The sequence below is a fragment of the Amycolatopsis sp. NPDC114504 genome (assembly GCF_055633595.1).
The window spans coordinates 822298-844627 of the sequence record NZ_JBVKDU010000001.1 but is presented as its reverse complement, the minus strand read 5'-3'; the positions used below and the strand labels follow the sequence as shown (position 1 = coordinate 844627).

The window sequence follows — 22330 nt, the reverse complement described above, 5'->3', positions numbered from 1 at the left end:
CTACCGGCCGCTCGAGTACCTCTGGCGTCGGGCGACCTGGCTCCGCACGTCGTGACTCGCGGGGAGCCGGACCGTCACGACGAGGCCGCCGGACCGGCCGGGCCGGACGTCGAGGTCGCCGCCGTGTGCGGTGACGATGGCCGCCACGATCGGGAGGCCGAGGCCGAGCCCGTCGCGTGCGGTGCGTCCCCCCGTCAGGCGGGTGAACGGCTGCAGCAGGCGGTCGACCTCACCCGGCGGGATCACCGGGCCCGTGTTGGTCACCGTCAGCGTCGTGGTGGCCGCCTCGGACTCCGTCGTCACCTCGACCGTCCCGTCCGGGATGTTGTGCCGGACGGCGTTGTCCACGAGGTTGGCGACCATGCGTTCGGCCAGCCGCGCGTCGCCGAGTATCGGCGCCGGCGACAGGCACGTCCGGATCTCCGTGTGCGACGACACGACCGCAGCCGTGACGGCGCGGAGGTCGACGGGGTCGCGGCGGGCGAGGCCGCGTTCGCTGCGTGCCAGCGTCAGCAACGCCTCGATCAGCCGTTCCTGCTGCTCCCCGGCCGCGAGCACCCGTCCGCACACCGTCCGCAGCCCGGTCACGGTCGCGTCGGGGTCGGCGAGTGCCACCTCCAGCACCGTCCGCTGCCTGGCGAGCGGCGTCCGCAGCTCGTGCGACGCGTTGGCCACGAACTGCCGCTGCGCGGTGAACGCGTCGTCCAGCCGGGCGAGCAAACCGTCGAACGTGTCGCCGAGCTCGCGCAGCTCGTCGCGGCGGCCGGTCATCGCGAGCCGCTGGTGCAGGTCGCTCGCGGAGATGTGCCGCGCGGCGGCCGTGATCACCCGCAACGGCCGTAGCGCACGTCCGGCGAAGAACCAGCCGAGACCGACCGACACCACGGTCATGATCGCGAGCGCGGCGCCCGACCGGAACAGCAGCAGCCGCAGTGTCTCGTCCTGCTGTGCGGCGATCAGCCGCTGGGCCCGTGCGGCGCACGCGTCGAAGCCGGTGCCGGTCGCGGTCGTCTCACCGGACAGTGTGCAGACCTCGATCACGTCCGCCGGGCCCGCCCGCAGCTTCACCACCGGGAAACCGCCGGCCACCAACAGGTACGTGATGAGCAGCAACCCGGCGCCGGACAGGAGGAAGAGTCCGCTGTGGACAGCGGTGAGCCGCCACCGCACGGTCGGGGTGAACCTCATGGGCCGATCCGGTACCCGGCCTGCGGCACGGTCTCGATCAGCGAGGGCTCGCCGAGTTTGCGCCGCAACCGGCTGACCGTCACCTTCACCGCGGTCGTGAACGGGTCGGCCATCTGGTCCCACACCCGCTCCAGCAGCTCCTCGGCGGGCACGATCCTGCCCCGTGCGGCCAGCAGCAGCTCCAGCACGCCGAACTCCTTCGGTCCGAGGTCGAGAAGCCGGCCGTCGCGGCTGGCGGAGCGCCGTGCGGCGTCGAGCACGAGACCGCCCGCCTCGAGGACCGGTGGCAGCGCGGGCTGGGCCCGCCGGAACAACGCCCGCAGCCGCGCGACCAGCTCGGCGAACGCGAACGGCTTGGGCAGGTAGTCGTCCGCGCCGAGGCCGAGACCGTCGACGCGGTCCTCGATGGTCGCCGCTGCGGTCAGCATGAGCACCCGGCCCCGGCAGCCGTCGGCGGCCAGCCGCGCACACACGTCGTCGCCGTGCCGGCCGGGCAGGTCCCGGTCGAGCACGATCACGTCGTAGTCGTGGACCTGCGCCGCCGCCAGTCCCGTCACGCCGTCGAACGCCACGTCGACGGCCATCCGCTCGCGACGCAGCCCGGCGCCGATCGCCTCGGCCAGCTCCACGTCGTCCTCGATCACCAGCACGCGCACACGCGACAGCGTGCCGCACCAGACGTTGCACCGTGGTTACGTCGCGGCTGTAACCACGGTGCAACCACGACCCGCGTACTCCTGGTGATCATGACCCACCACTCACGACGCGCCGTGCTCGGCATGCTCGGTGCGGCACCCCTCGCCGCCGGACTCCTTCCCGGCCTCGCCACGGCACACGCCGACACCGGCCTCGCGGGCCGGATCCGGGCGGTCACCGACAGGCCGGAGTTCGCGGGCTCACGCTGGGGCATGCGGTTCCAGGTGCACGGCGCCACCGAGCCCGTCCACGTGCTGAACCCGCAGCAACGGTTCGAGCCCGCCTCCGCGGTCAAGCTGTTCATCGCGGGTTCGGCGTTCGACGCCCTCGGGCCCGGTCACCGGTTCCGCACCACGGTGCACCGCACCGGCCCGGTCGTCCGAGGCACTCTGCGGGGCGACCTGACGGTGGTGGCCGGCGGAGACCTGCTGCTCGGCCCGCGCGTCCAGCGGGACGGCTCGCTCGCGTTGCCCGTCCCGGACCACTCCTACGGCACCGCCGGCCACCCGATCGCCGGCGATCCCCTCCAGCAGCTCCGCCACCTCGCCCGCCAGGTCGCCCGCCACGGAGTCCGCCGCGTCGACGGCACCGTGCGGGTGGACACCTCGTTGTTCCGGCAGGGCACCGAGGCACTCCCGCAGGGCGACCTCCGGCTGCCGGTCTCTCCCATGATGATCAACGACAACATCGTCGACGTCGTGGTACGCCCCGGCGACCGGATCGGCGCGCCGGCCACACTCCGGGTGACACCGGAGCTCGGCTACGTGGACATCGTCAACGAGGTGACCACGGTCGCGACCCCGTCGCGGCGCTTGGCCTTCAGCACGTCCGCCGCAGTGGTACGGCTGACCGGGGAGGTCGCTCTCGGCGCGTCACCCTTGCTGTGTCCGTACTTCGTGCCCGACCCCGCCGGTTTCGCCGAGGTCGCGTTCACGCAAGCCCTCGCCGACGAGGGCATCGATGTCGCTGGAAATTCAGTGACCACAGTGGACCGTTGCGTGGTCAAGCTCGCCGAGCACGTCTCGCTCCCGCTCTCGGAGGAGGTGAAGGTGATGCTCAAGCTCAGCTCCAACGTGCACACCGTCTACTTCCCCTACCTGGTCGGCGCGATAGCCGGCGGTGACCCGGACACACCGAAGGCGACGGGCCGGCGGCTCGGGCGTGAACTCGTCGTCCGGGCCGGCCTCGACCCGGACGACCCGGCGAACGGCGGCTACACGCCGGACTACTTCGTCCGGTTCCTCGAGCACATGGCCCGGCAGCCGTACTTCACCCGGTACCGGGAGGGGCTGCCGGTCATGGGCCGGGACGGCACCCTGGCCGACGTCCTGCCGAACTCTCCCGCCGCGGGACGCGTGTTCGCCAAGACCGGCACCGGCGGCACCGGCACCGGCCTGTACAAGGCGATGGCCGGCTACCTGTGCCTGCCCGACGGCACGCTGGTCGTGTTCGCGGAGTTCACGGAGAAACCGGTCAGCTCCCCGGAAGAGGCGTTCGCGCTGGAAGGGCGCGTCGGCGTCGCGCAGGGCGAGATCGTCACCGCCGTCTACGAGTCCCTTGTCCACTGAGAGGAAACCCATGACCCTCCACTCCCGACGGTCGGCGCTGGGCCTGCTCGGCGCGACCGGCGGTCTGCTCGCCATGGCCGGTCCGGGTGCCGCGCAAACCGGCTCCGACCTGCGCCCCGGCGGACGCCTCGACCGGTTCGTCGCCGACCGCGCGGCTGCCGACCAGTTCTCCGGCACCGTCCTGGTCGCACACCGAAACCGCCCCGTGCTGACCAGCTCTCACGGCATGGCCGACCGGAGCCGCGGCATCGCCAACGACCAGAACACGGCCATCGACCTGGCGTCGATGACCAAGTCGTTCACCGCGGTCGCGCTCACCCAGCTGGTACAGCGGGGGGAAGTGGCACTGCACGCGCCGTTGGGTGACTACCTCGACGGCTTCCCGGCCGACGTCGCACGGGTGACGATCCACCAGCTGCTCACCCACACCGCGGGCGCCGGCCGGCCCGGTCTCACCGACCAGCGCCCGCCCGGCGAGGACGAGTGGGACAGCGAAACCGATATCTGGCAAGGCATGCTGGCCTACCTGCGCACACTTCCGCTGCGCTTCACGCCGGGTTCGCAGTGGAGCTACAGCAACGACGGCTACTTCCTGCTCGGCGCCGTGACAGCGGCGGTGGCCGGAGTGACCTACTACGACTACATACGCCGAAACGTGTTCGCGCCGGCAGGCCTGGTACACACCGACTTCTACACACGGCCGCAAGTCATCGCGGACCGAACCATCGCCCACGGCTACCTGAGCCAACCGACAGGCGACCGCGTGGACATCACGACCACGCCGTACCTGCCCTACGTCGGCAGCCCGTACCACGGCGCGTTCTCGTCGGCGCCCGACCTCCTGCGGTTCGCCACCGCACTGCACGGGGAGAAGCTGCTCGACCCCGCCTGCACACACCTCGTCGCCAGCGGCAGGCACCCGCTCAGCCCGACCGACCGGCCGGCATTCGCCGGACAGCTACAGCTCTACGGCTACGGCCACGTCGAGACGATCGCGGGAAAGAACCGCATAGTCGGCCATTCCGGCAGCGGCCCCGGCCGATCGACCAATATCGACGTGTTCCCGGAGGCCGGCTGGGTGGTCGTCGTGCTGAGCAACTACGACACCTCCATCCGGCCGATCGTCGAACTGGCACAGGAGCTGGTCAGGTCGGCGGTCTGTCGGGAGTGAGCCCGCAGCCGAGGATCCGCGCCTGGATCTTGTCAAGCTACGTCGGTTCGACCGGCTGGCTGATCTCGTCGGATGTCGCGGTGCCGGTCGGTCATGACGTGCTGGTCTCTCGCAAGCTGCCGATCCCCAAGGAGCGGTCCGGACGAACCTCGGTGCCCGCTGCGGCCTCGGTCGTGGTGGGTGCCGGCGGGTTCTCGAGGAAGTCCTCGGTGGGCACGAAGAACAGGCCGCCGGTGACCGCCGTGGAGAAGTCGAGGATCCGGTCGTGGTTTCCCGGCGGGGAGCCGAGGAACATGTTCCGCAGCATTTGCTCGATGATGGCGGGATGGCTGGTGTAGCCGATGAAGTAGGTGCCGAACTCGCGGGTGCCGATCGTGCCGAAGGGCATGTTGTCCCGCACGATCTGGAGCTGGGTGCCGTCCTCGTCGGTGATCGTGTTCAACGCGAGGTGCGAGTTCGGCGGCTTGGCCGCGTCGGGCAGTTCGATGTCGCTGAGCTTGTGCCTGCCGATCGCCCGTTCCTGCTCTTCGACCGGTAGCGCCGCCCAGGTGTCGAGGTCGTGCAGGTATTTCTGCACGATGACGTAGCTGCTCCCGGCGAAGTCCGGGTCCTCGTCGCCGACCTGCACCGCGGCGATGGCCGCCGCGCCGGACGGGCTCTCCGTGCCGTCGACGAAACCCAGCAGGTCTCGTTCGTCGAAGTACCGGAACCCGTGCACTTCGTCGGCGACGTCGGCGTGGCCGTCGAGTGCGGTCATGATGTGGCCGGCCAGCTCGAAACACAGATCGAGGCGCGTCGCACGCAGGTGGAACAGCAGATCGCCGGGTGTCGACACCGCCTTGTGCGTGGCGCCGGTCAGTTCCCGGAACGGATGGAGCTCCGCCGGGCGCGCCGAGTCGTACAGCCGGTCCCACAGCTTCGCGCCGATCCCGACGACGCAGCTCAGATCGCCCTCGGGGGCGCGGAACCCGACGGCGCGCGTCAGGCCCGCGATGTCGGCGAGCACGTCGCGCGCGTCGTCTTCGGCGCCCGCCCGTACGGTGACCACCATGAAGATCGCCGCCATGGCCGGCGGTGCCACTACTCGTTGCGGTTGCGCTCGCCGTCCCACCGCATCACCCTGTCACCTTCTGCGCGGGTTCCCCACGCTCCGGGCCAGCCTGGCACGCCGGCCGGTGTCTCGCACGTGGTCATCCATCCACGGGCGAGTCCTGGCGCCACCGACAGCGGAGGTTGTGCCGGCCGACAACGGCCGGTCACGGTTCGGGAGTGCGGCGGCTGGGCGCCAGCTCGGCGACCGCGCGGGGGTCGGTCAGCGACCGGCCGGTGAGCTCCTCGATCCGCCGGAGCCGGTACCGGACGGTGTTGGCGTGGCAGTGCAGGGCCTGTGCGGCCCGGTCGGAGGACCCGCCGCAGGTGAGGTAGGCGTGCAGGGTTTCCAGCAGGATGTCGCGTTCCTCCGCGGGCTGGTCGAGGACCGCGCCCAGGACGTCCTCGGCCAGCCGCTGTCCCTCGTCCGGGTCGTAGGCCAGGAACGCGGCGAGCGGGCTGGGACTGAACGCCCGGACCTCCGGCTTGCCCGGGGGGAGCCCGGCGAGCGCGGTCCGGGCCAGGTGCAGCGCTCGCGGGGTTTCGGCGAGCGACCGCGACGTCCTGGAGCACGGTCAGCATGGGGTCGCGCTGGTCGTCGCGCAGCGACACGACGCGGGTGCGCTGGTGATCTTCGGGATCACCGGCGACCTCGTCACGAAGATGACGTTGCCCGCGCTGTACCGGCTGGAACGGCGCGGCGCACTCCAGTGCCGGGTCGTCGGGATCGCGTCCGGCGAGCGTGCCGAAGCTGGTGTGCGTGTCGTCGAAGCGCGGCATCCGGCTGTTGACGTGGTCCGGGTCAGGCCGGCACCGTGTCCTGGACGCTGCTGGTGTTCGCCGTCGTCCAGCAGGAACGCCGTGTCCAGGCCGTAACGCTGGCCGACTTTGTCCGGATTTCGTCGGCCGGCGCCGGCCGGAGCTACTGGCGTACGACCCCGACCTGCTGGGCGAGCTGGTCGGGATTGATGTCGAGCCACTGGTAGCCGATGCTGTTCCACAGGTCGCAGTGCTGCGCGGCCGCGAACGCGGTCGACGTCACCGTCGAGCTACCGCCCTGCTGGAGGACCATCGCCCGCTTCTCCTTGACGCTCGGCCATTCCGCCTGCCCGGGCGCGTCCGGGGTGCCCTGGCGGACGAACGCGCCCCAGTACCTGACCATTTCGGCCGACAGCCGCAGTTTGTCCCGGTCGTAGAGGCTGGTCGCGGTGGGCCAGAGGTAGGCCTGGTCCGCTGCGTGCGAGGCGCCGACGTCGAAGGCGCCCGGAGCAGCGGGGGCGGTGGGGCTTCGCGCGTCGAAGCGGTACAGGAACGTCTTCGGCTGGTACTTCGACACCTGCTGCGCCAGCTGGGCGTACTGGCACCCGCCCAGTCCATAAAAGACACTCGAGTCCGTCCACACGGCACCCAAAGCATATGCCGCCGTGTTCTGGGCCGGGTAGTTGCTCAGCGGATACACCTTCTCGACGTCCGCCGCGCGATCGCCGAAGAGGTACTCGAGGCTTTTCGAGTACTGGGCGGGAGTCGCGGTGGCGAAGGACCCCGCCCAGCCCCGGACCTCGTCGCGGGTGCTGCCGATCAGGAGCGGGACTCGCTCGAAGCGACCCGTCCGCACGGCATCGGACGGAGGGATGGGCAGTTCGGGCACGCCGGCGGTGGGCAGCGGCCCGGTGAGGATGCCGCCGCGGAAGCCGGCGCTCGCGGCTTGGAGCTCGGCCGCGGACTTCGAACGTAGGCAGCTCACCGGGGCGGTGGTGCAACCGGCGTCGGTGGCGAACCGCGCGCCCGCTGCCTGGGACTCGGCGACGGTGTGGCTCGGGCAGCCGCCGCTCTGGATGATGGCGCCGTCGATCAGGCCGTGCGTCAGGGGCGACGAAAGCAGCGCGCACACCGAGTGGCCGCCCGCGGAGAGCCCGGAGACGGTCACGGCGTCGTGGTCGCCGCCGAAGCGGTCGATGTTGTGGTTGGCCCAGTTCAGGGCGGCGACCTGGTCGAGTAGGCCGTAGTTGCCCGCACCGGACTTGCTCAGGCCCGGCAGGTTCAGGAAGCCGAACGCGCCGAGCCGGTAGTTGATCGTCACGACGACGATGTTGTTCGTTTCGGCCAGGAGCGACCCGTCGAACGCACTGCCGGAGCCGGACGAGAAGCCGCCGCCGTGGATCCACAGCAGCACCGGCAACCGCTCGTTGGTCGCGCGCGCCGGGCGGTAGACGTTCAGGTAGAGGCAGTCCTCCGTCGAGCCGGAACCCTGCGGGCACTCCGGACCGTAGCTCGTCGCGGGCCGGACACCCGGCCACGACGGCGCGGGCTGCGGCGGCTGCCACCGCAGCCCGCCGACCGGTGGGGCGGCGAACGGGATGCCCAGGAACGAATCCACCGCCCCGCTGGTCTTCCCCTGGACCTTGCCCGCTTCCGTCTGGACGACGAGCGAGTGCACCGCGTTCGCCGCCGCCGGGGCGCCCGCGGCCACGGACGCGGCGGTCACCGTCAACGCGACCGCGGCACCGAGCCACTTGAGTCTTTTCCGCACCGATCCTCCCGGAATTGAGTGGGGTGTCGGAGAAGGATGGGGTGCCCGGGCTCACCGGGTGGCCGACGTGGTCCGATCACCGGACCGCAGGGCGCTGACCGTCTTCGTGATCCGGTGGCCCACCATCGTGAGCAGCCCGGCGTACTTGCCGACGTCGGCGCGGTACAGCGGTGCGGTAATGGACAGCGCGCCGGTCGTCAGGCCGGTCGCGCCGGTCAGCGGAATCGCGACGCTCACGAAGCCGACGCGGGTCTGTTCGTATTCGACCGCGTAGCCGTTCGCGCGGGCCCGGGCCAGCTCGTTGAGCAGGAGGCCGGGAGCGTTGACGGTGTGCGGGGTGACCCGGTCGAGGGGCGACGCGATCACCTCGTCGACCAGCGCCCGCGGCCCGAAGGCCAGCAGGACCTTGCCGGTGGCGGTGCAGTGCATCGGCATCCGGCCGGCCACCCGGGACGGCTTGGTCACCTGGCTGTGGCCCGACACCTTCTCCAGGTAGAGGACTTCCCGGCCGTCGGGGACGGCGAGGTGGATCGTCTCGTTCGTGGCCTGGTAGAGGTCCTCCATGTACGGCCGGGCGGCATCGCGCAGGATGCGCTGGCGGGGCACCCGCTGGCCGATCTCGAACAGGCGGATGCCGAGCCAGTAGTCGCTGCCGCGCCGCTCCAGCACGCCCCAGGTCAGCAGTTCCTGCGCCAGCCGGTGCACCGATGCCTTCGCGACGCCGGAGCGGCGGGCCAGTTCGGTGAGGCTCAGGTGCTCGTCGTCGGGGCCGAAGGCCTCGAGGATGAGCTGGACCTTGCCGAGGACGCTGTTCGCTTCCATGGCACCAGGTTCGGTGAGCGGAACCGGTCCGGCCAACGGACCGGTCCGCTCACCGAACCGCTAGGGGACGAGCACCGCGCGGCCGCGAACCCGGCCGGCCCGCAGGTCTTCCAGGGCGAGCGCCGCGTCGGCGAACTCGTACTTCTGCACGGCCAGGGACAGCTCACCCGCGGAGAGCTTCTTCACGAGGTCGCCGGCGATCTCCCGGGCCCGGCGCTCCTGTCGGATCATGTTCACCGGCAGCAGCGCGACGTCGTCGAGGAGCCAGGACGGCAGGTCGACGCGCACTTCGGTGCCGGTCACGTACCCGATCACCGCCGCCCGGCCGCCCTGGCGCACCCACCGGGTCCGGGCCACCAGGCCGTCGCCGCCGAGCGTGTCGACCAGCAGGGACGCGGGCCGGTCGGCGGCGAGCCGTTCGATGTCCTCAGTGGAATCGAGGCAGACGCCGGTGACGCCGTCGGGGACGTCGGCGAGCTGCTCCGCGCGGCCCACGATCCCGGTGACCTTCGCCCCGGCGAGCACGGCCTGCTGGGCGACCATCGACCCGACCGCGCCGGCGGCGCCGACGACGACTACGTGCTCGTCCTCGCTCAGCCGGGCCACGTCGTGCAGCACCACGAACGCGGTCGTCGCCGGCACGTAGAACGTCGCCGCGACCTCGGGGGGCAGCGGGGCGTCCAGCTTGTTCACGGCTTTCGCCGGCACGCTCAGCCGCTCGGTCCAGGTCCCGTCACGCAAGAGCCCGAGACCGGCGCCGCGCAGCATGACCTGGTCGCCCGGAGCCAGGCCGGAGTCCACATCGGACTCGATGACGACCCCCGCGCCTTCGACGCCCCCGGCGTAGGGGAGGGGTGGCTTCAGGTTGAAGGTGCCGCTGGCGACCGTGACGTCCAGGTGCGCCACCGCCGCCGCCTGGACGTCGACCAGCACCTCGCCCTCGGCGCGGACCGGCTCGGGGACCTCGTCGACGACCGGGGCCGAGCCCCACGTGTGGAACCGCGCGGCCCTCACGCGGCGGCCTTGCGGAGGAACTCGACGCTCAGCGGGTTGTAGCGGGCGGCCTGCTCGTGCTGCGGCCAGTGACCGCACTCCTCGAACAGCTCCAGCTGCGAGCCGGGGATGTTCTCGTGCATCTTCATGGCCTCCGGAACCTCGCCGAACGGGTTCTGGCGGCCCCACACGATCAGCGTCGGCTGCGTGATGCGGGCCAGCTGCTCCGGGCGCAGCAGGTTGCGCTGCCGCCGTTCGATGTCCTGCAGCGAAAGCAGGTTGTCCACATTGGCCACGAACTCCGGCGTGTGGTAGATCGCGTGCCGGACCTCGACGAGTTCCTCGGTCGCGTTCTCCTCGCTCGCCATGAGCAGGCGCAAGCGTTTGCGGGTGAGCTCGATGTCGTCGGTGGCGACGGCGTTCTTCGTGCTGGTGCGGATCCGGTCCATCACCTCGGGGTTGGCCACGGTTCCGCCGGCGCACAGCAGCTGCAGGCTCAGCACCCGCTCCGGGTGGTCGACCGCGGCGCGCGCGCCGACCCAGCCGCCCAGGGACTCGCCGACGATGTGCGCGGCCCGGATGCCGACGGCGTCGAAGTAGTCCAGGAGGTGCTTGACGTAGTCGGCGATTTCGTACGGCTGGGCGGGCTTGCCGGTGTAGCCGTGGCCGAGCATGTCGATGGCGTGCACGTCGAACTCGCTGTGGGCCACGATGTTGCGGGCGAACGCTTCCAGGTGCCCGCTGGTGCCGTGCAGGAACACCACGGCTTCGGCGTCCGGGTTCCCGGCCCGCAGCGTCCGCGTGGGGACGCCGGCGGCGTCGACGTACTCGACGCGGTGCGGGATGGGACTGAGTTCGGTCCAGATGCTCACGCGTGCTCCTTGGTGTTGATGCGGTGGACTTGGGTGTTGCTGTACGCGGCGAGCTTCCGCAGGGCGGCCAGTGTCGCCGCGGTAGCGCTCAAGACGAGCAGGACCTTCATGCCGGAACTCCTTGCGGGACCAGGGAACGGAAGAAGCCGTCGACGACGGCGTGGTAGGCGTGCGGCCGTTCTTCCTGCAGGTGGTGGGAAACGTGGTCCATGACGTGCAGGGTGCCGTGGGGCACCATGCGCGCCAGCATCAGCGGGTAGTCGGGGGTGAGGAACGCGTCCTGCATGCCCCAGATGAACAGCGTGGGCGCCTGGACGCGGCCCAGCTCGTCGGTCAGGTCCTGCCACTCGCCGCGAGGCGAGTCCGACATGGCGGCCAGCTCGCGCTCGCCGGGGTCGAGGCTCTGCTCGTAACGCAGGTCCAGGGTCTCGTCGGGGAGCCGGTCGGCGTCGTACCACTCGAGGGTGGTGATCAGGTGGCGCATCTTCTCGCGCGTCGGGCCTTCGCCGCCGTAGTAGGCGTCACGCGCGTTACGGCCTCGGCGGCCGCCCTCGGGCAGCGGGGCCAGGGGGCCGTAGAAGACCGGCATGCTGCCGGTGACGACCAGCGAGCGCACCCGGTCCGGGTACTTCGCGGCGAGGTTGAGCGCGATCGTGCCGCCCCAGGAATTGCAGACGAAGTCGGCGCGCTCGACGCCCAGGGTGTCGAGCAGGGCGACGGTCTTGGCCGCGTGGTGGTCCCACATCGGGCCGGTGATCGGGGTCTTCGCCGAGCGGCCGTACTGGTGGATGTCGACCAGGAGACACCGCCGGTCTTCGGCGAACAGCGGCGCGACCGGGCCGAAGTCGCTCCACCCGGTGCAGCCGGGGCCGCCGCCGTGCAGGAACACGGTGTCCGGGCCGGCGCCGAGGTCGTGGTAGTGGTAGGTGACGCCACCGCCGTCGGCGTAGTGGCTCTCGGGTGGTGGGGTCATGCTGTTTCCTTCCCGGTGGTGGACAGGGTCGTGCGGGCGAGGACCTCGCACAGGCGGCGCATCGCGCGGACGTCGACGGTGTTCATGCCACGGCTGAAATCCTCGGCGGTCGCCTTCGGCATGCCGGTCCGGACGGTCGGGATGCCGCGGGCGCGCAGGATGTTCGCGTCCGTGGCCCCGCTGTTGTCCGGCACCGGCTCGTGGGGACGGCCGGAAGTGCGTTCCCAGGCCTCGATCGCGGTACGCACGATCGGCGAGCCGGGCGGGGTGGACGTGCCGGGGATGGCCAGGACCATCTCCAGCTCTACGTCGAACTGGTCCAGGAACGACGCCAGCTCCCGTTTGACGGACAACGGTGTCGTGCCCGGCGCGATCCGCACGTCCACGCGGATCCGGCAGGCCGCGGGGGTGACCGCGAGCATCCGTTCCCAGCCGCCGGCGATCGATCCGATGATGCCCTGGGGAGCCGCGGTGGCCGTGCGGTGACGGGCCGGGTAGTCGGCGAGCCACCGCTCCAGGCGCGTCACCACGTCGGCGGCCGTGACGATCGGGTTGCGGTACGGCAGCCGGTGGCGGCTGCCCACGTAGGTGTGGATTCCGGGCACGGTGATCTCGAACCAGCACAGCCCGACCTCGTCGTGGGCGACGAAGTCCCCGGGCTTCGCGATCACCGCGTAGTCGGTGTGCCACCCGCGTTCGAGCAGGAAGGAGCAGCCGACGCCCTGTCCGGTGTTGGCCCGCGCGGGATAGCCCGGCGCTTCGACGGCGTTGGTGGGCATTCCACCCGCGCCGAACGCCACGACGACGTCACCGGCCAGCTCGGGCCGGACCGCGCCCAGAGCCTCGGCGAGCACCAGGATGCACGCCGCGTGGCCCTTCGGGTTGCTCGCCCCGAGACCGACGACGAACGAACCTTCGTCGCGGGGCTCGGGTTGCATGTCCGCCCGCAGCTCAGGCCCGATCCAGGGGACGTCCAATTCGGACTGTCCGGTGGTGAGGGTGTCGATCGGGGCGTAGAGCATCAGGTCCTCGCCGCCGCCGGACCCGCGCAGGCGGCCGACGGCATTGGCCTGGAACTCGTCGAGGTGCTGGGCTTGAGCGGCGAACCCGGCCGCGGACAACCGCGTGGCGAGCATGCGGGCCAGGGGTGCTTCGCGGCCGGTCGGGCTCGGGATCGCCGTGACCGCGTGCGCGGCCGCGCGGAGCCGGTCCTCGGTGATCCACGCCAGCACCGCGTCGACGGTCGTCACGGCCGGATCACCGCGACACCCATCCCGGTCAGCCACTCGGGCATGGGGGAGTAGGCCAGTGCGCGGCCCGGCTTGAAGCCCAGTGCGGCGGCCATGACGAGCCAGGTGCGTAGCTCCTGACCGCCGTTGCCGGCCGCCTTCCCGATCTCCTCGGTGGTCAGTGACGTGTACTTCTCGAGTTCGCCGCGTTCGAGGTCGGCCAGGAAGGCTTCGTCGAACTCGGGGAACAGCACCGGGCGGGCCGTGGTGATGATCTCGCGACGGCGGCCGTCGTAGCTCTCCCAGTCGCCGCGGCCGTTGAGCCACGCCTCCACGAGGAACTCCTCGTCCTCGCCTTCGGGGGCTCGCCAGTCGTCGGGCCACGGCAGCTGGTGCGACAGGCCACCGGACGCGATCACGACCACTCGCAGGTCTTCGGGCAGAGAAGCGATCGCTAGAGCGATGTTGCGGCCCAGCTCCGCGCAACGGTCGGTGCGGGGAAGCGGGGCCGCGAACACGTTGACCACCAACGGGACCACGGGCACGGCGATGCCGTCGAGGAGGTACTGGATGGCGTGGGTTTGGCCGTGGTCGATCTGCAGCCGCGCCGAGATCGCCACCTCGGTGCCACGCTCGACGAGGTCTTCGGCGAGCCGCTGGGCGAACTCCGGCGCGGTTTTCTGCGGCCCTGACGGCGTTTTCGCCTCACCCGAGCCGATGACCTCGCCGACGCCGAGGGTGAACGGCGGGATCATGTCCAGCCAGAACCCGCGGAAGTGGTTCGAACCCACGATGATCGCGAGGTCGGGCTTCGCCGCGGCGATCTCGTCCCGCGCCTCGCGCAGCGCGTCGCGGAAGCGTTCCGCGCGGTCGGTGTGCACGACCTTGTCCCAGTGGGTGTTCATCAACGTCGAGTGGGACGCCCCGACGCCGAGCGCCACGCGCGCCATCAGTCGGCTACCGGAACCGGGACGGTGACGCCCTGCGCGCCCAGCCGGTCGACGCGTTCCTCGCAGGTGTCTTCGGCGAGCTTGCGCCACTTGAGCAGCGAGTCGTCGGGCCGGTAGAGCTTCTCCGGCGGGGCGTCGGTGACCTCGACCATCCACTTGTCCTGCCCGGAGAACTGGCCGTGGAACAGCCACCGGACGAAGCCGAGGTACTTGGCGTAGAACGGCAACGCCTTCAGCCCGCGCTGGAAGCTCGCCAGCACGCCGACGTAGAGGTGGTTGTCGGCGTCGACGGGGACGTAGAACTCGTAGTGGATGAACGTCGGGTAGACGATCCGCAGCACGCCCGGCATGCTCACCGACGCGAAACCGGGGAACTCCTGCGCCGCGATCACCGGGTTGGTTTCGCGGTGGGTGCTGGTGTTGCCGACGTTGCCGACCTCCTTCGGCGGCCGCAGCTTGAACCACGCCTGGTTGTCCCACTTGCCGAGGCCGGGGAAGTCGGCGGTCCAGTACTGCTTGTCCTGGACGCGGTAGATCCAGCGACCACGCTGGATGATCCGGGTCTCGTTCCACACCGGCATCGCCTTGAACAGCCGCCACAACGCCGTGCGGTGCAGGTACTTCGCGTGGCCTTCGTCGTAGCCGTTCTCGCAAGCGAAGCGCCAGTTGCCTTCGCGGGGCTGGATGCGGGAGCCGACGATGGCCTCGTTGTGCACGAGTTCCTCGGGGAGCTGCTCGTCGATCGGCGGGGCCTCTTCACCGTCGCCGACGAACACCCACACCATGCCCAGGCGTTCTTCGACCGCGTACGTGGGCTGCTTGACCTTGCCGCAGATCGGGGAGGCCGGGCCGTCGGTGATCGCGGCCTTGAGGTCGCCGGACTTCAGGTCGAACGTCCAGCCGTGGTACGGGCACGAGATCGTGCCCGGGAACTGCTGGTTGCCCTCCGACAGCGGCACGCCGCGGTGCGGGCAGCGGTCCTTCAGCGCGTACACCTCGCCGCCGTCGCGGACCAGCACGATCTTCTGCCCGAGCAGCGTGATCTGCCGGGGCTTGCCGGTGAACCGCGACGAGTACCCCACCGGGTACCAGTAGCCGCGGAACCCGGCCGCCGCGGCCTGGTAGTGCGGCCAGCTCGACCAGTCCTGCCGGCCCGGGAGCCTCGCCGGTCGCCGGCTCCGCCGGGCCGGGGTGGTGGCCGTCTCGCCGTTCTGCACGCTCATGACCGCTCCAAGTTCGTTGTGCCGAAGCCGACGCGAGTCCACCACCGCCCGCGCCGCGGGCCAACGCCTCCGGTCCGCTCACCGAACCCGATCCGAAAACCGGGACGTGGTCCGCTCACCGGTCCGCGATCCGGGCCCGCGCCACAGTGCCCGCCTAACGTCCGGTGTTGTCCACTTTCGACACTTCACGGAGGACTCATGGCCCTCGACACCGACATCCTCCTGGTCGGCGCCGGACCGACCGGGCTCTACGGCGCCTACTGCGCGGGCTTCCGCGGGCTGCGCACCGTCGTCGTCGACGGGCTACCGCAGCCGGGCGGGCAGATCGCGGCCCTCTACCCGGAGAAGGAGATCCTCGACGTCGCCGGGTTGCCGCGCGTGCGGGGCCGCGACTTCGTGATCGCGCTGCTCGACCAGGCCGGCCGTTACGACCCCGAGTACCTGCTGGGCCGTCAGGCCGTGGCGCTGGGCCGGGCCGAGGACGGACGGCCCGAGGTGACCCTGTCCGACGGCTCGGTCGTCCGGGCCGGCGCGGTGATCCTGACGGCCGGGATCGGGACGTTCACCCCGCGCAAGCTGCCCGCCGGGGAGGACTACCTCGGCCGGGGCCTCAGCTACTTCGTCACCGACCCAGACCGGCACACCGGGCAGAACGTGCTGGTCGTGGGCGGCGGGGACAGCGCGGTCGACTGGGCACTGGCCCTGGAACCGATCGCGAAGTCCGTCACCCTGGTGCATCGCCGGTCGGCGTTCCGCGCGCACGCGGCGAGCGTCACGGCCGTCATCGAAGGCGGAACGCAGATCGTCACCGACGCTGAAGTCGAAGCACTCTCCGGTGAGGAGGCGCTGCGGCTGGCCCACGTCCGCGTGCGGGGCGAGGAGCGGCCACGGCTGTTCGAAGTGGACAGTGTGATCGCCGCCCTCGGCTTCGTGAGCAACCTCGGGCCCCTGGTCGGCTGGGGGATGGAGCTGCGCGGCCGGTCGATCCTCGTCGACTCGCGGATGCGCACCAGCCTCGACCGCGTCTACGCCGCCGGGGACGTCACCGAGTACGAGGGCAAGGTCCGCCTGATGTCCGTCGGCTTCGGCGAAGTCGCGACGGCGGTCAACAACGCCGCGGTCGCCCTCGACCCCGAGCTGTCCCTCTTCCCCGGCCACTCGACCGAGAACTCCTGAACCCGGAAAGGTTGACCATGGCCTACGTCATCGGCGCCAACTGCATCGACGTCACCGACCGCGCCTGCCTGGACGTCTGCCCCGTCGACTGCATCTACGTCGGCGAGCGCAAGAGCTACATCAACACGAACGAATGCATCGAATGCGGTGCCTGCGAGCCGGAGTGCCCGGTGGACGCCATCTTCGTCGACCGCAAGGCCCGCGGCGACGAGAGCAAGGCAGTGTTCGTCACCGACTCGATCGCCTTCTTCGAGCAGCCCCTGCCCGGCCGGGACGCGCCGCTGGGCGACCCCGGCGGCGCCGGCACGGTCGGCGACCTCGGCGTCGACACCCCGATGGTCGCGCAGTATTGAGAAAGGGGCGGCGCCGCGAAGGCGCCGCCCCTTTCTCAGCGTCCAGTGAACGACGGCGGGCGCTTGTCCAGGAACGCTTGCAGCCCTTCGGCGGCATCGGCGGTGCGGGTCAGCTCCGCGACGCCCTTCTCTTCGCGCAGCAACGCGTCCTCGATCGGCAGGCCGTGGCCCTCGTCGACGACCCGCTTGAGGATGCCGATCGCCGCGGTCGGTTTGGCCGCGAGCAGCTGCGCCTCTTCGGCGACCGCGGCGGCGAAAAGCCCGGGGTCGACCACGCGGTCGACCAGACCGAGCTCCAGGGCCTGCTGGGCGGACAGCCGGGTGCCGTCGATCATCAGCCGCTTGGCCCGGTGCGGGCCGACGAGCCGGGGGAGCCGCTGGCTGCCGCCGGCCCCGGGGAAGAGGCCGAGGGCGATTTCCGGGAACCCGAAGCTCGCCGTGGCCGAAAGGATCCGCAGGTCGCAGGCCAGCGACAGCTCGGCGCCGCCGCCGAGGGCGTGACCGTTCATGGCGGCGATCACCGGCTTGGGGGCGAGTTCGAGGAGTCGCTGGACCTCGATCCAGCCGCGCATCCGGGCCTGGTTCGCGTCGGACAGGTCCCGCATGACGGCGATGTCCGCCCCCGCGATGAAGAACTTCCCGGTGCCGGTGATGACCAGGCACCGCACGTCCGGGTCTTCGGCCAGCGGCAGCAGCACCTCGAGGAATTCCGCGATCAGAGCCGGGTCGACGGCGTTGGCCGGGGGCCGGTCGATCCGGATCGTCGCGACCCCCGCGTCCCGGGTGATGGTCAGGACCGGCATGCGTGTTCCTCTCATTCGGTGATCCCGGTGGCGCGCAGGGCCGCCAGGCGGTCGTCGTCGAAGCCCAGGAGCTCGCGCAGGACCGGCTCGGTGTGCTGGCCCAGCAGGGGAGCGGGCGAGGTGAGCGCGCCCGGCGTCGCCGTCAGGCGGGCGACGATGCCTTCGTGCAGCACCGCGCCGGCGATCGGGTGGTCGAGGCGTACGTAGAAGCCGCGGTCGGCCAGGTGCTCGTCCTGGACGAGGTCACGGCCGGTCGCCACCACGGCCGCGGCGACACCCGCGGCCTGCAGCCGGGCGGCGAGTTCGTCGGCGTCCTGAGTTCGGGTCCACGCGGCGAGAGCGGTGTCGTCCTCGGACGACCCCGTCAAGTTCCTCAGCGCGCCCCGCTGCGTCTCGTCTTGCGCGGTGATGGCCACCCACCGGTCGGTTCCGGCCGCGGGGTAGACGCCGTGCGGGTCGCTGCCGACGCCGAGCACCGCCGGGCCCATCGTGGCGGCCATCGCTTCCAGCTGCGAGAGGTCGACGTGCCCACCGTGCCCGCGAATCAGCAGGTCCAGGGCCCCGAGCACCGCCGCGTTGGCGGCGACCATGTCGCCCAGGCCGAACACCAGGCCCTGCGGTGGCTCGCCCGGATCGGCCGTTTCGGCGGACAGCCCGGACATGGCGGCGAGCGTGTCGGCGAAGGTGACGGCCTTCCGCCACGGCCCGGTGTGCCCGACCCCGGACATCGACACCAGGACCGCGTTCGGGTCGATCTCCCGCAGCGACTCGTAGTCCAGACCCCACTTCGCCAGGACACCGGGGCTGAAGTTCTCCACGACGACGTCGCACCGGGCGGCCAGCTCCCGCAGGACTTCCTGTCCCTCGGGCGTGCGCAGGTTGAGCGCGACGCTGCGCTTGCCGCGGTTGAAGTTGAGGAAGTACCCCGAGTCGTCCGGGCCGGCGCCCGGCCGCAGCCGCATGGACGTCGAGAACCGGGTCGGGTCGTGCCGGTGCTTCGACTCGATCTTGATCACGTCGGCGCCGTGCTCGGCGAGGATCTTGGTCGCGTAGGGCCCGGCCAGCACCCAGGTCAGGTCCAACACCCGGACGCCGTCGAGCGGGCGGCTCTTCGCAGGGCGTTTTCCGGTCGACGCGGTGGTCCACGTGCCCTCGGTGAGCGGGGAGAGCGTGACCGGCCGGGGCAAACCGGGAGCGTCCCAGGGGAACCCGGCGTCCTCGGTGCCGTCGACCGAGACCAAGAACTGCCGGTCGCGCAGCTGCGGGTTGCGGGTCAGCTCGGCCGGGGGCGTCACCTCGGCCCACGGCAGGGACCGGGAACGGCCCTGCTCGGCGACCTCCGCGGCTGTCCGCTTGGCGACAAACCGGGCGATGACGTCGTCGACGTGCGGCCGCTCGGCCCAGCGCACCACCTGGTCGGCGAACCGCTCGTCCAGCAGGTCACCGGCTTCGCCCTCCTCGGCCAGCCAGTTCAGCAAGCCGGTCCACATGCGCTCGCTGCCGGAGTAGCCACCCGCGACGTACCCGTCGGCGGCCGCGAAGATCCGGTGCGCGACGTGCTCGTAGACACCGCCGTTGCGGACCGGGAACGTGCCGGCGTGGATCCACGAGATCGCGGCCGTTTCCAGAGTCGCGGCGACCGCTTCCTGGGCCGAGACGTCGATCAGCTGCCCGGTCCCCGCGAGGACACCCAGCAGGGCGGCGATCGCGCCGTGCGCCCCGGCCAGCTGACAGGCCTGCTCGCGCGGTGGCGGCTTGGGCCGGCCGTCCGGCTTCCCGCCGAGCCAGGTCATCCCGCCGGCGGAGGCGAGCACGAGGTCGCCGCCGACCCAGTCGCGACGCGGGCCGGTGAGCCCGAACGGTGTCACGACCACGTGGACGGCGTGCGGCCACCGTGACGTTCCGTCGGCGTGCAGGCCGCGCAGCTTCGCCACCGGACCGCTTTCCAGGACGACGTCGGCGTCCCGCGCCAGGGCGTCGAGGTCTGACGCCAGCTTCTTCCCGGCGTGCCAGTGGACGCGCTCGGGCCCGGTCAGGTCGTCGTCGACGCGTACGACGTCGGCACCGAGCCCGACCAGCAGCCGGGCGCCCTGCCGGGCGAGTTCGTCGGTGAGGTCGAGTACGCGCAACGGTGTCCTCCTGCGGAACGGGGATGTCGGCCGACCGTAGGCAGCGACGGCCCTCGTCCGGTCAGCCACGGTTCACTGAGCGGACCGGGCTTCGGCGTCCCAGGTGAACTCGTCCACAGTGGACGGCAGCAGGGCCTTGACGACCTTGCCGCTGCCGTTGCGCGGCAGTTCGCGCGCGATCCGCACGTACCGCGGCTGGGCGTGCCGCGGCAGCCGCGTGCGGCACCAGTCCCGGACGGCGGGCCCGTCGAGCGGCCGGTCGGTGGCCAGCACGACGAGCAGCTCCTGTTCGGTGAGGTCCGACTCGACCCCGACCGCGGCCGCGTCGACCACGCCGGGCAGTGCCCGCAGCACCTGCTCGACGTCCCAGGTCGCGATGTTCTCGCCGCGCCGCCGGACGACGTCGCCGCGCCGGCCGGCGAACGTGAGATAGCCGTCGGCGTCGAGGCGGCCGCGGTCGCCGGTGCGGAACCAGCCGTCCCGCAGCACCGTCGCGGTGGCGCCGGGTTCGTCCGCGTAGCCGCGGAACCGCATGTGCGGCAGCTTGGCCCGGACGGTGATCTGCCCGGTCTGTCCCGGTGGCAGGGGACGTCCGTCCTCGTCCAGGATCGCGACGTCGTACTCGGGTACCACCCGGCCGGCTGTGCCCGGCCGCCAGTCGCCCGGGGTGTTCGCGGCGACGTCGCCGAGCTCGGTGCTGGCGTAGGCCTCGAGGGCTCTCACGCCGAAGCGGTCGAGGAACCGTGCGACCAGTTCGGCGGGGGCCGGGGCGCCGTAGGCCAGGCGGACGGCGTGGTCGCGGTCGGTGCCCGGCCGCCGGTCGAGGATGGCCAGCATGGCGCCCATGAAGTTGAACGCCGTGACGCCTTCGTTCCGGCAGGTGTCCCAGAATCCGGAGGCCGAGAACCGGCGGTGGGCGACCAGCCGGGCACCGGTCAGCAGCGCGGGCAGGAGCGCGGTGTGCCGGACGTTGACGTGGTGCCACGGGAAGACGTTGAACAGGACGTCCCCGGGGCCGTAGCCCATGGTCGCCGCCACCCGCTGCGCGTGCCGCAGAGCCGCGAAGTGCGGGAGCTCGGCGGCTTTGGCCCGGCCGGTGGTGCCCGAAGTGGACAGTACGACGAGCACATCCCCCGGCGCGGGACGGTGTTCCGGGACGCCCGCCGCGGGCAGTTCGTCGAGGAACGGATGCCCGGCCGGTCCAGGGTCGTCCTCGCGGACCAGCAGAACGAGCTCGACGAGGTTCAGCAGGGCTGGGTTGGCGGTGAGCGCCGACGTTCCGGCGATCAGCACCGAGGCCCTCGTGGAGCGCCGGATCGCTTCGGCGGCCGGGAGCGTGACGTCGAGGGCCAGCGGCACCTCCACCGCTCCTTGCCGGGCCAGCCCGAACAGCAGCTCTACAGCGGCGCGTCCCGGCCGCACGCAGGTGAGCACGCGAGTACCAGGCGTGACGCGAAGCCGGGAGGCGAGCGCCCGAGAGCCGTTGTCGACGTCGCCGATCCGCAGGCGCGTGCCATCGTCGAAGCGGACCAGCTCGCGGTCCGGATCCTGCCGGGAGCGGACGTTCAGCAGGTCGACCAGGGTGCTTGCCCGAAGTTCACTCACCCGGGTGATCGTCGTTCTGGCGCGGAGAGGGCCCAACCGGCCGGTCCGCTGAGCGGACCGGTCAGCCGGCCGCCCGCTTCGCCGGGGCCTGGACGACGGTGAACGGCTCGTTGCGCACCTCGGAGGCGGTGAGCAGGGCGCGGTCGAGCGCCCGGGCGATGGCGGCGGCGGCCGTGCGCAGCTCGGGCAGCAGGCGTTTCGGGGCGAGGCGGGCGACCGGCGCGGTCGTCGAGACCGCCGCGTGGACCGTGCCGTCGGCGCCGGTGATCGGCACCGCGAGGCTGCCGACCCCCGGCATCGTCTCCTCGATCTCCAGGGCGAACCCCTTCGCCCGGACCACGGTGAGCTGCTTGCGCAGATCGTCCACCGAGGACACCGTGCGCGAGGTCAGGTGCGTCAGCCCGGCCGCGTCGAACCGGGCCAGCTGCTCCTCGACATCGGGGGAGGTGGCCAGCAGCACCTTGCCGGTCGCTGTGGCGGATGCGGGCAGCCGCCCGCCGATCCGGGAGTGCGAGTGGATGTTCGCCTCGCCGGCGACCTTCTCCAGGAAGAGCACGTGGGCGCCGTCGAGCACGGCCAGGTGGATCGTCGCGCGGGTCGCGGCGAACAGGTCGGCCAGCGCCGGCCGGGCGACCGCGCGCAGCACCGCCGACGCCGGCACCCGCTGGCCGAGCTCGAACACTCGCAGGCCGAGCTGGTAGCAGTCGCCGCGGCGCTCGAGCAGCCCCCACTCGACCAGCTCCTGCGCCAGCCGGTAGGCCGACGCCTTCGGCACGCCGGACCGACGGCTCAGATCGGTCAGCCCCAGCTGGTAGGCGCCGGATTCGAAGGCGCCGAGCAGCAGCTGCGCCTTGCCGAGCACCGAATTGGGCCGGCCTTCGTCCTCGGTGGACATGGCACCTCCTCGCCGCTTCGGATTATCACCATCCGGAAAGATCCAAGTCCAGCCGTGGTCACCCT

Annotated in this window: 21 protein-coding genes; 5 read left to right on the top strand and 16 right to left on the bottom strand. The window is 71.5% G+C overall.

Annotation, left to right across the window (positions count from 1 at the left end):
- Together ACZ7PG_RS04040 and ACZ7PG_RS04035 are read right to left on the bottom strand one after the other, a co-directional pair.
- Positions 1–1188: a sensor histidine kinase gene (locus tag ACZ7PG_RS04040; RefSeq protein WP_470237602.1), complete on the bottom strand. Its 1188-nt coding sequence runs from the start codon at positions 1186–1188 to the stop codon at positions 1–3.
- Positions 1185–1844 (bottom strand): response regulator transcription factor, encoded by a 660-nt coding sequence (locus ACZ7PG_RS04035; protein ID WP_093954156.1) that lies wholly within the window; start codon positions 1842–1844, stop codon positions 1185–1187. The genes ACZ7PG_RS04040 and ACZ7PG_RS04035 overlap by 4 nt, the downstream gene beginning before the upstream one ends.
- A gap of 90 nt (positions 1845–1934) precedes the next feature.
- Here ACZ7PG_RS04035 and ACZ7PG_RS04030 point away from each other — a divergent pair, with 90 nt between their 5' ends.
- Together ACZ7PG_RS04030 and ACZ7PG_RS04025 are read left to right on the top strand one after the other, a co-directional pair.
- Positions 1935–3452, top strand: a complete 1518-nt coding sequence (locus ACZ7PG_RS04030; protein WP_470237601.1) for a D-alanyl-D-alanine carboxypeptidase/D-alanyl-D-alanine-endopeptidase — start codon at positions 1935–1937, stop codon at positions 3450–3452.
- A 10-nt stretch (positions 3453–3462) separates the two neighbouring features.
- Positions 3463–4623 carry a serine hydrolase domain-containing protein gene (locus ACZ7PG_RS04025; protein WP_470237600.1) on the top strand — a complete coding sequence of 387 codons (1161 nt, stop codon included), beginning with the start codon at positions 3463–3465 and terminating at the stop codon, positions 4621–4623.
- A gap of 91 nt (positions 4624–4714) precedes the next feature.
- On the opposite strand, the gene ACZ7PG_RS04020 is transcribed toward ACZ7PG_RS04025, so the two are convergent.
- Both ACZ7PG_RS04020 and ACZ7PG_RS04015 read right to left on the bottom strand, forming a co-directional pair.
- Positions 4715–5704, bottom strand: a complete 990-nt coding sequence (locus ACZ7PG_RS04020; RefSeq protein WP_470237599.1) for a Dyp-type peroxidase — start codon at positions 5702–5704, stop codon at positions 4715–4717.
- Positions 5705–5879: 175 nt separating this feature from the next.
- On the bottom strand, positions 5880–6056 hold the full coding sequence (locus ACZ7PG_RS04015) for a helix-turn-helix domain-containing protein (protein WP_470238992.1): 177 nt from the start codon (positions 6054–6056) through the stop codon (positions 5880–5882).
- A gap of 283 nt (positions 6057–6339) precedes the next feature.
- Between ACZ7PG_RS04015 and ACZ7PG_RS04010 the strand changes: the two genes are divergently transcribed.
- A complete protein-coding gene (locus tag ACZ7PG_RS04010) occupies positions 6340–6588 on the top strand; it encodes a hypothetical protein (RefSeq protein ID WP_470237598.1) in 249 nt (82 codons plus the stop codon).
- Between the two features lie 46 nt (positions 6589–6634).
- Here ACZ7PG_RS04010 and ACZ7PG_RS04005 read toward each other — a convergent pair whose 3' ends face one another.
- The 8 genes from ACZ7PG_RS04005 to ACZ7PG_RS03970 form a co-directional block, all read right to left on the bottom strand.
- Positions 6635–8242: a carboxylesterase/lipase family protein gene (locus ACZ7PG_RS04005; protein WP_470237597.1), complete on the bottom strand. Its 1608-nt coding sequence runs from the start codon at positions 8240–8242 to the stop codon at positions 6635–6637.
- 51 nt (positions 8243–8293) lie between these two features.
- The gene (locus ACZ7PG_RS04000) at positions 8294–9064 is read right to left on the bottom strand and encodes an IclR family transcriptional regulator (protein ID WP_470237596.1); all 771 of its coding nucleotides are present in this window, start codon (positions 9062–9064) and stop codon (positions 8294–8296) included.
- 60 nt (positions 9065–9124) lie between these two features.
- Positions 9125–10078: a quinone oxidoreductase family protein gene (locus ACZ7PG_RS03995; protein WP_470237595.1), complete on the bottom strand. Its 954-nt coding sequence runs from the start codon at positions 10076–10078 to the stop codon at positions 9125–9127.
- Positions 10075–10929, bottom strand: coding sequence for an alpha/beta fold hydrolase (locus ACZ7PG_RS03990; protein ID WP_470237594.1), 855 nt, complete (start codon positions 10927–10929; stop codon positions 10075–10077). The genes ACZ7PG_RS03995 and ACZ7PG_RS03990 overlap by 4 nt, the downstream gene beginning before the upstream one ends.
- 106 nt (positions 10930–11035) lie before the next feature.
- Positions 11036–11902: an alpha/beta fold hydrolase gene (locus tag ACZ7PG_RS03985; protein ID WP_470237593.1), complete on the bottom strand. Its 867-nt coding sequence runs from the start codon at positions 11900–11902 to the stop codon at positions 11036–11038.
- A complete protein-coding gene (locus ACZ7PG_RS03980) occupies positions 11899–13152 on the bottom strand; it encodes a M20 family metallopeptidase (protein ID WP_470237592.1) in 1254 nt (417 codons plus the stop codon). The genes ACZ7PG_RS03985 and ACZ7PG_RS03980 overlap by 4 nt, the downstream gene beginning before the upstream one ends.
- Positions 13149–14081, bottom strand: coding sequence for a DODA-type extradiol aromatic ring-opening family dioxygenase (locus ACZ7PG_RS03975; protein WP_470237591.1), 933 nt, complete (start codon positions 14079–14081; stop codon positions 13149–13151). The genes ACZ7PG_RS03980 and ACZ7PG_RS03975 overlap by 4 nt, the downstream gene beginning before the upstream one ends.
- Positions 14081–15304, bottom strand: coding sequence for an aromatic ring-hydroxylating oxygenase subunit alpha (locus ACZ7PG_RS03970; RefSeq protein WP_470237590.1), 1224 nt, complete (start codon positions 15302–15304; stop codon positions 14081–14083). The genes ACZ7PG_RS03975 and ACZ7PG_RS03970 overlap by 1 nt, the downstream gene beginning before the upstream one ends.
- 198 nt (positions 15305–15502) lie before the next feature.
- Between ACZ7PG_RS03970 and ACZ7PG_RS03965 the strand changes: the two genes are divergently transcribed.
- Together ACZ7PG_RS03965 and ACZ7PG_RS03960 are read left to right on the top strand one after the other, a co-directional pair.
- On the top strand, positions 15503–16480 hold the full coding sequence (locus ACZ7PG_RS03965; RefSeq protein ID WP_470237589.1) for an NAD(P)/FAD-dependent oxidoreductase: 978 nt from the start codon (positions 15503–15505) through the stop codon (positions 16478–16480).
- A 17-nt stretch (positions 16481–16497) separates the two neighbouring features.
- On the top strand, positions 16498–16833 hold the full coding sequence (locus ACZ7PG_RS03960) for an indolepyruvate ferredoxin oxidoreductase subunit alpha (RefSeq protein WP_284748205.1): 336 nt from the start codon (positions 16498–16500) through the stop codon (positions 16831–16833).
- A gap of 35 nt (positions 16834–16868) precedes the next feature.
- On the opposite strand, the gene ACZ7PG_RS03955 is transcribed toward ACZ7PG_RS03960, so the two are convergent.
- The 4 genes from ACZ7PG_RS03955 to ACZ7PG_RS03940 form a co-directional block, all read right to left on the bottom strand.
- Positions 16869–17636, bottom strand: a complete 768-nt coding sequence (locus ACZ7PG_RS03955; protein WP_470237588.1) for an enoyl-CoA hydratase/isomerase family protein — start codon at positions 17634–17636, stop codon at positions 16869–16871.
- An 11-nt stretch (positions 17637–17647) separates the two neighbouring features.
- The gene (locus ACZ7PG_RS03950; RefSeq protein WP_470237587.1) at positions 17648–19765 is read right to left on the bottom strand and encodes a CaiB/BaiF CoA-transferase family protein; all 2118 of its coding nucleotides are present in this window, start codon (positions 19763–19765) and stop codon (positions 17648–17650) included.
- A 72-nt stretch (positions 19766–19837) separates the two neighbouring features.
- Positions 19838–21370, bottom strand: coding sequence for a class I adenylate-forming enzyme family protein (locus ACZ7PG_RS03945; protein ID WP_470237586.1), 1533 nt, complete (start codon positions 21368–21370; stop codon positions 19838–19840).
- A 61-nt stretch (positions 21371–21431) separates the two neighbouring features.
- Positions 21432–22265, bottom strand: a complete 834-nt coding sequence (locus ACZ7PG_RS03940; protein WP_470237585.1) for an IclR family transcriptional regulator — start codon at positions 22263–22265, stop codon at positions 21432–21434.
- Between the last annotated feature and the right edge of the window lie 65 nt (positions 22266–22330).